Source organism: Pseudovibrio sp. POLY-S9 (genome assembly GCF_001431305.1).
Lineage (GTDB): Bacteria > Pseudomonadota > Alphaproteobacteria > Rhizobiales > Stappiaceae > Pseudovibrio.
The window spans coordinates 98311-99330 of record NZ_LCWX01000263.1; the positions used below are offsets into that span (position 1 = coordinate 98311).

General features: G+C 55.4%; 1 protein-coding gene. It reads right to left on the minus strand.

The features are described 5' to 3' along the window. The coding region (locus tag PPL9_RS31780; protein WP_244273515.1) for an ATP-binding cassette domain-containing protein at positions 1-1020 on the minus strand (1020 nt) is incomplete at both ends.

The following is a 1020-nucleotide window of genomic DNA, read 5'->3' on the forward strand; positions in this document are numbered from 1 at the left end:
GAAATGGAGACCGGTTGTTGGTTCGTCCAGAATATACAGCGTGCGGCCAGTTGAGCGCTTGGAAAGCTCTTTTGCCAGTTTCACACGTTGTGCTTCACCACCGGACAAGGTGGTGGCCTGCTGGCCGACCTTGATGTAGCCGAGGCCCACGCGGGCGAGGGTTTCCATTTTATCGCGGATGGATGGCACGGCAGAGAAGAAGCTTGCTGCTTCTTCAACGGTCATGTCCAATACATCTGCAATGGATTTGCCCTTGAATTGAACTTCCAGTGTCTCACGATTGTAGCGCTTGCCCTTACAAACATCACAGGTGACATATACATCGGGCAGGAAGTGCATCTCGATCTTGATAACACCGTCACCCTGACAGGCTTCGCAGCGTCCGCCTTTTACGTTGAAGGAGAAGCGGCCCGGCGCATAGCCGCGTGTTTTTGCTTCCGGCATGCCTGCAAACCACTCTCGGATTGGAGTGAAGGCGCCTGTGTAGGTTGCCGGGTTGGAACGCGGCGTTCTGCCAATTGGGGACTGATCAATGTCGATGACTTTGTCCAGGCGCTCCAGACCTTCGATCCGGTCATGTGGGGCAGGGTTGTCGCGTGCACCATTGAGGCGACGAGCGGTTGCCTTGTAGACAGTATCGATCAGGAAAGTGGATTTGCCGCCACCAGATACGCCGGTTACGCAGGTAAATGTGCCAAGCGGGACGGTTGCATTCACGTCTTTGAGGTTGTTGCCGCGTGCGCCGAACACCTTGATCTGACGGTTCTTATCAATCTTGCGCGGCTCATCTGGTTGCGGAATGCTCATTTTGCCGGAAAGATACTTGCCGGTGAGGGAGGCCGGATTGGCCATCACTTCATCTGGAGTGCCTTTGGCAACTACTTGTCCGCCATGGATACCTGCGCCCGGACCCACATCCACCACGTAATCCGCGGTGAGGACGGCGTCTTCGTCGTGTTCTACCACGATAACAGTGTTGCCCAGATTGCGCAGGTGTTTCAGGGTTTCCAGAAGACGAGC